We start from the raw sequence: 6728 nt of genomic DNA, 5'->3' as shown, positions 1-6728 counted from the left end.
CAATATATTGACTATTATAATAATGATAGGATAAGAATTAATTTAAAAGGAAAGAGTCCGATAGAATATCGAACTCTTTATTATCAAAAGATTATTTAATTTTGTCTAAACTTTTGGGTGCACTCTATTCCGAGTGGTTTTTTACTTTGAAATCTGATCTTACTGATAGATTACAATATTATCCTTTTTAAGCTGATATCCGCTTTTTTTGTAAGGAACCAATACATATCCATCCTTTTTCCATGCTTTGGCTTTACCGCCTGCTCTGGTAAGAATAATACTTCCTGTATCAGCATCTTTAATGAAAACCTCAGCTTTTTTCATGTCTTTACTGAAAATAACGGCAGCTATTGAAGTATAACTTTCTTTTGGGGCTACCTCTGTCAGTTTAATTTTCTGTTCAAAAGTTCTTACACAGTCTTTCTTGATTTGAGAATAAGTATATCCTGCCGAACCAATACAACCGTGTGCATCCCTGTCACCACCTTTTATTTGAGTTGTTTGCGCGAATGCTAAAGAACCCAGAAATATTGTGCTTAATAAAATTGTTTTTTTCATGTCGATTTGCATATAATAGTAATTACCGAGGTATTATTAAAAATCATGCCAAAAAAGACATAATACACATTTCTGTGAAAACTTTTTTCTTTATTATTTCGTCCAATTGATTTTTGAGTGTTTCACCTCAGCTGAGCTGGTTCCGATCATAATATCAAACTCGCCTGATTCCCAGTCATATTTCAAATCTCCGTTGTAGAATTTCAAATTTTCAGGAGTGATATCGAAAGTTACTTTTCTGGATTCTCCTTTTTTCAAAAATACTTTCTGGAAGCCTTTCAATTCTTTTACAGGTCTTGTAATACTTCCTACCATATCTCTGATATACAGTTGAACCACCTCAGCACCATCATAATTTCCATTATTGGTTACTGTAACGGATGCCTGAATAGCCTGGTCTCCTCTCGGATTGGTATTGGATACTGCAATATCAGAATAATTGAACTTTGTATAGCTTAGTCCATATCCAAAAGAATACAACGGCGTATTACACTCATCCATATAGTTGGAACGGAATCTTTCGTAAGTACATTTATCTACTTTATCCTGGCTCAGCGGGCGACCCGTATTTTTAGCATTATAATAAATTGGAACCTGACCAAGGCTTCTTGGGAAAGTCATTGGAAGTTTTCCTGATGGATTTACTTTTCCGAACAAAACATCTGCAATTGCATTTCCTGCTTCAGATCCTGCAAACCATGCATTCAAAATAGAATCCGGAGTATCTTTTACATTAGTTAAAGCTAATGGACGACCTGTGAAAAGAACCATTGCAATAGGTTTTCCGGTTTTCTTTAGTTCATTTAATAAATCAACCTGAGACTGAGGAATGGTAATTTCTGTTCTTGAAGAAGATTCTCCACTCATTTCCGCAGATTCTCCAATCGCAAGAACAATAACGTCAGCTTTGTTGGCAACGTCCACGGCTTCTTTTAAAAGTTCTTCTTTGGAACGGTTGTCTCTGTCTGTTTTCTTCCCGTGAGCTGCATAGATTTCTTCTAATTTAGCATCATAATCTATGTTTGCTCCTTTCGCTGATAAAAACTTAACTTCTTTTCCGTAGTTTGATTGCAATCCCTGCATTAAAGAAACTGAAGAGGCATGTTTTGTAGCAACACTCCAGGTTCCGGCCATATTCATAGAATTATTAACCAATGGCCCGATTACCGCTACCGTTCCTGATTTTTTTAAAGGTAATACCTGATTTTCATTTTTCAATAACACCATTGATTGAGCAGCAGCACTTCTTGCTATATTACGGTTTTCCATATTATAAACTTCTTTTGCTGCTAATTTGGCATCACCATGTTTGTATGGATTATCAAATAAACCCAGGTCATATTTTGCTTCAAGAATTCTTCTTGCCGCCATATCAATTTCAGCCTGTGTAACTTTTCCTTCTGCCAGAGATTTTTTTAATGTTGTTAAAAAACCTTCTCCAACCATATCCATGTCAACGCCTGCTTTTAAAGCTAAAGCGGAAACCTGCTGAAGATCTCCCATACCATGATCTACCATTTCATTGATACCGGTATAGTCTGTTACTACAAAGCCTTTAAATTTCCATAGATTTCTCAATACTTCAGTCTGAAGCCATCTGTTTCCTGTTGCAGGAACGCCATCCACCTCATTGAAAGAAGCCATAACAGAAGCTACTCCTGCGTCTACTGCAGCTTTGTAAGGAGGAAAATATTCGTTGAACATTCTTACATGGCTCATATCAACTGTATTGTAATCTCTTCCCGCTTCTCCGGCTCCGTATAGTGCAAAGTGTTTTACACATGCTAAGATATTGGTTCCATTGGCAAGATCTTTCCCCTGGTAGCCATATACCATATTTTTAGAAATTTCACTTCCTAAATATGGATCTTCACCGGAACCTTCCGATACTCTACCCCATCTTGGTTCACGGGAAATATCTACCATTGGAGAGAATGTCCAATTGATTCCGTCTGAAGCAGCTTCTCTGGCGGCTACTTTGGCAGACTGCTGTACAAGATTCATATCCCATGAAGCAGCTAATCCTAAAGGAATAGGGAAAGTCGTTTCATAACCGTGAATAACATCCATTCCGAAAATCATAGGAATTTTCAGACGGCTTTTTTCTACAGCTACTTTCTGAACAGCTTTTATTTTATCTGCTCCTTTTATATTGAATAGACCTCCTACCAGTCCCTGCTCTACTTTCTTTCCGATATCAGAACTTTGTGCCTGTCCTGTAGTAAAATCTCCGGAAGTCGGCAGGTTCATCTGACCAATTTTTTCGTCTAATGTCATTTTAGCTAAAAGATTGTCTACAAAAGCTTTCTTTTTAGCCTGATATTGAGCCGTCTGATAAGACTGAACGGGCTTCGTTACCATTTCCTGCGCGGAAAATACAGGTGCCAATGCTAAGGTGGCGATTACAATTAACTTTTTCATAAATCTATCTTCTTAAATTATTGTTTATATTTTTTTGCTTTAATTCGATGGGTTTATCTTTCGATCATTGTGTGTCAGATTATTTTTCTTTCTTTTTCGACAGCATCCATTCATAGAGCTGTGGGTTTGAATAGGCCGAATCCCAAGAATTGTGATTGTCATTCGGGAAAATAACCAATTCTGCGGTCGGATTTACCGGATGCAGTTTTTGATAAAAATTAAAGGCATTGGCAGGTAATACGATATCGTCCATACCACCATGAAATATTTTCATATTCAAATCTTTAAATTGATGAATATTAGCGGTCATTACCTGATCTGTAGGAGCACAAACTGAAGCTACTGCTGCAAACATTTCCGGATGCTCCATTGCCAGTTTTAATGTTCCCCATCCTCCCATAGAAAGTCCTGTAAGATAAATTCGGGAAGCATCAATTTTATATTTTTTCTGAATTTCTTTGATCAGATTATACACGGTAACCGTATCCCACCACGTTCCTTCCGGACATTGAGGTGCAAGAATAGCCACCGGTTCTTTGATCAGGTTTTTGTAGGTAAACGGACTGTGAGCTTTGACTAAATCAAGATTAGTTCCGCGTTCTCCTGAACCGTGAAGAAAGACTATTAATGGTACATTCCCTTTTGTATTCTGAGGATAATCCAGAATATAGGATATTTTTTCCTGTCTTTTAATTTCTTTATTGAGTTCTGCTTTTATCTCCTGTGCATTCACCTGTAATGAAAGTGGGAGCAGTAAAAGTGGGAGATGTTTCAGTTTTAATTTCATATTGTTATTTAGGTTTTGGCTAAAGCCCATTTATACTGAATTTATTTTATTCCGTATTTGGCTGACTGGAAGCTTAGTTTTTTTAATCCCTGCTGAATTTCAGGGGCATTCATAAATAACTTCCAAAGGAATCCCGATCTGTAGTTTTCAATCATTGGTGCTATTGTTCCCTGATCTATCGCCAGATATCTTGGGGTAAACCAATTGTTGTAATTGATAGAGGTAGCATCATAAGGGCCTGCGGATCCTATAAATTCAGGTTTTTGAGTATAAATAAATCTCAGGAAAGCCATTGATTCTTTCGGGGTATAAGGGAAACTGCTCAATGCAGCTGTAGGAGTTATCACTCCGTTATCATTCGTAGGCATGTGAGCCGTATATCCTGTGCTTCCGTCCTCATTTCTGGTATAACCGGCTGTCAATCCCCAATAGTTAGGTCCGTAGCCTTTCCATTGTTTTGGGTTTTCAACACAGTATTTATAGTCGATAAGGGTTTGATTTTTATTGATATCAAAATAGTTTTTGACAAGTTTATCAGACAATCCCGTAGGATCCAGTCCGATATATGAATATTGCGCCCAGAAAAGCGGTCCGCCGTATTCTTCAGCGTAATTATGTTTTACATACAGAGGTAATCCGTATTTTGTTTTGTCTGTAAGGTAAGTTCCGTTTCTCGTCCAGCCTTTATAATAAGTTTCAGCATCAATGGAATAGGTAGGTGAAGATGCAGCCAGAATATAGGTAATAAGACATTCATTATATCCTTCCAGAGGAAAGTTCATTTCCCATTGGTATTCCGGTGACCAGTGCCAATAGAGAACTTTTTCGCCTCCTTTTGTATACCAGCTCCATTGAATTCCTTTCCATAGTTCATCACATTTTGCAGCGAGTGCTTTTTCTTCTGCGTTTCCGTTTTTAAAGTATTCACGGACCATCAGTATTCCCGAAGTAAGGAATGCAGTTTCCACAAGATCCCCGCCATTATCTTTTTTGCCAAAAGGAACCGTCTTTCCGGTTTCTCCATTGATCCAGTGTGACCAGGCACCTTTATGGCGATCTGCCTTAGCCAGGAAATCCATAATATGAGTAAGTCTTTTTACGGCTTCTTTTCTCGGAACAAATCCTCTTTCTGTACCCACAAGAATAGTTGCCAGCCCAAAACCTGAACCTCCTGTAGTGATAACATATTTATCATTATCCGGATAAATATTATCTTCGTGATAACGCTCTCTTCCTAACATTGAATTAGGTTCTGCATAATCCCAGAAATACTTCAGGGCATCTTTCTGTACTCTATCCATCAGCTGTTCATCAGTAATAGTACTTTTTACAGCTTCGATTTTTCCAACTTCCTGTTGGGCTACAGGAGCATTTTTACAGGAATATACAAAAAATAAAGAGGTGATAGCCATTGATAATACGTTCCTTTTCATGAGATCTCTTTTTATAGGGTTTCTAACTAAAAGAAGAGGAGAACTTTCATTCTCCTCTAATGTTTATGGTTTATTTTAATATCCAGGATTTTGAGCAGACAATCCACCAGCTTCCATTATGAAGTCTTGTGGAAGTGGGAATACTTCATGTTTTCCAACGATGAATTTTTTACCACCATCAGCTGCCATTGCTGTTTGTGCTTGTCCGGTTCTTACAAGGTCGAACCATCTATCATGCTCAAAAGCAAGCTCCAATCTTCTTTGTTTCCAGATATCTGATCTTACATCTGCCTGAGATGATACAGGAGTATTTCCAATATTAGCTCTGTTTCTTACCTGATTCAGGAAAGGAATAGCAGCTAAAGTTTGTCCTAATTCGTTCATTGCTTCAGCTTTAATTAATAATACCTCAGCATATCTCAAATAACGAATATTTACATCAGTTGAAGCCTGATCTCTATAATTTGAAGAATAAGCTTTATAATTATAGAATTTATTTTCAGTATTTGGACCTACATAATACCCATCATATAATGTCATATCTCTGTGGATAATCGTTGCATCTCTTCTTGAATCTGTTGCAGAGTAAGCATCGTACAGACTTTGGGTAGGTGTAGCAAATCCCCAGCCCCAGCCTGTAGTACCTCTTGCTCCCTGAACCTGACTATACTGTTGAATTGCTCTTCCTGCTGTTCCTCCACTACCATTAATTTCAAAGATAGATTCAGCATTGTTTTCTCCTGAAACTTTATAAATCTCCTGGAAGTTAGGGGTCAATGAATAACCTGTAACCAAATTAGTCTCATCCACAGCCAACTGCCATTTCTTCTGATATAAATAAACCTTAGCTAAAAGTGCATGAGCAGCACCTTTTGTAGCTCTTTGTCCTCCGGTTCCGGAAGGCAAAACTGCTGCGGCGTCTTTAAGGTCTTTTTCTATAAATGCATAAATTTCTTCTTTACTTTTTCTTGTAAGTGTCATCAATTTATCTGCTTCAACCCCAGTTACAGGAACGTGGTCCACCAATGGAACCCCTCCAAAAGATTTTACTAAAGTAAAATACATAAATGCTCTTAAAAATTTAGCTTCCCCAGCTAACCTTTCACGTAATTGCGGATCAGCTTTATCTAATTGAGGAAGATATTTCAATGCCTGATTGCATCTGTTAATTCCCTGATAATTCGATGCAAACAATTCTTTAAATGATGGAGTTGAGGGTGTAAATGTCAAAGCATCCAAAATATCTTTATCCGAGCCTGAATCACTTGCACTTGAACCTTTATCTGCATCATCAGAAACAATTGATGTAACCCCAATCCAAGCAAACGTACTCATGTTCCAATCTAAAAATTTAGCATAAATAGCCGTAACTAAACTATTTGCCCCTGCATCATTATTATATATTTCACCCAATGCAGACTCAGGAATTGCTTCTGTAGGTGATACATCTATAAAGTCATTACTACAACTTTGGTTAACAGCTCCTAAAATTAAAAACGCAGCTGCTATGATATATTTCTTGTTCATTT

6 protein-coding genes are annotated in these 6728 nt (G+C 37.4%); 1 reads left to right on the top strand and 5 read right to left on the bottom strand.

Annotated features, from left to right (window positions below; translation table 11 throughout):
• The first annotated feature begins 6 nt into the window (after nucleotides 1-6).
• Nucleotides 7-99: an IS3 family transposase gene (locus tag LC457_RS23495; RefSeq protein WP_223599152.1), complete on the top strand. Its 93-nt coding sequence runs from the start codon at nucleotides 7-9 to the stop codon at nucleotides 97-99.
• Between the two features lie 60 nt (nucleotides 100-159).
• Here the strand turns inward: LC457_RS23495 and LC457_RS09880 are convergent, their stop codons facing one another.
• The 5 genes from LC457_RS09880 to LC457_RS09860 form a co-directional block, all read right to left on the bottom strand.
• A complete protein-coding gene (locus LC457_RS09880) occupies nucleotides 160-558 on the bottom strand; it encodes a hypothetical protein (RefSeq protein WP_223599694.1) in 399 nt (132 codons plus the stop codon).
• Nucleotides 559-651: 93 nt separating this feature from the next.
• The gene (gene bglX, locus LC457_RS09875; protein WP_223599693.1) at nucleotides 652-2979 is read right to left on the bottom strand and encodes a beta-glucosidase BglX; all 2328 of its coding nucleotides are present in this window, start codon (nucleotides 2977-2979) and stop codon (nucleotides 652-654) included.
• A gap of 79 nt (nucleotides 2980-3058) precedes the next feature.
• Nucleotides 3059-3766, bottom strand: coding sequence for a prolyl oligopeptidase family serine peptidase (locus LC457_RS09870; RefSeq protein WP_223599692.1), 708 nt, complete (start codon nucleotides 3764-3766; stop codon nucleotides 3059-3061).
• Between the two features lie 41 nt (nucleotides 3767-3807).
• Entirely contained in the window at nucleotides 3808-5199 is a 1392-nt protein-coding gene (locus tag LC457_RS09865; protein WP_223599691.1) for a glucoamylase family protein, read from the bottom strand.
• 75 nt (nucleotides 5200-5274) lie between these two features.
• Entirely contained in the window at nucleotides 5275-6726 is a 1452-nt protein-coding gene (locus LC457_RS09860) for a RagB/SusD family nutrient uptake outer membrane protein (protein WP_223599690.1), read from the bottom strand.
• Between the last annotated feature and the right edge of the window lie 2 nt (nucleotides 6727-6728).

It is taken from the genome of Chryseobacterium sp. GVT01B (assembly GCF_019970045.1).
In the GTDB taxonomy this organism is placed as follows: Bacteria; Bacteroidota; Bacteroidia; order Flavobacteriales; family Weeksellaceae; genus Chryseobacterium.
Note: the sequence above shows the minus strand (reverse complement) of the source record. Positions and strands in the feature narration are given on the sequence as shown.

Bases quoted from the DNA above. Each gene is read 5' to 3' on its own strand.
- LC457_RS09880 (WP_223599694.1), bottom strand. From the start codon at position 558: ATGAAAAAAACAATTTTATTAAGCACAATATTTCTGGGTTCTTTAGCA.
- bglX (WP_223599693.1), bottom strand. From the start codon at position 2,979: ATGAAAAAGTTAATTGTAATCGCCACCTTAGCATTGGCACCTGTATTT.
- LC457_RS09870 (WP_223599692.1), bottom strand. From the start codon at position 3,766: ATGAAATTAAAACTGAAACATCTCCCACTTTTACTGCTCCCACTTTCA.
- LC457_RS09865 (WP_223599691.1), bottom strand. From the start codon at position 5,199: ATGAAAAGGAACGTATTATCAATGGCTATCACCTCTTTATTTTTTGTA.
- LC457_RS09860 (WP_223599690.1), bottom strand. From the start codon at position 6,726: ATGAACAAGAAATATATCATAGCAGCTGCGTTTTTAATTTTAGGAGCT.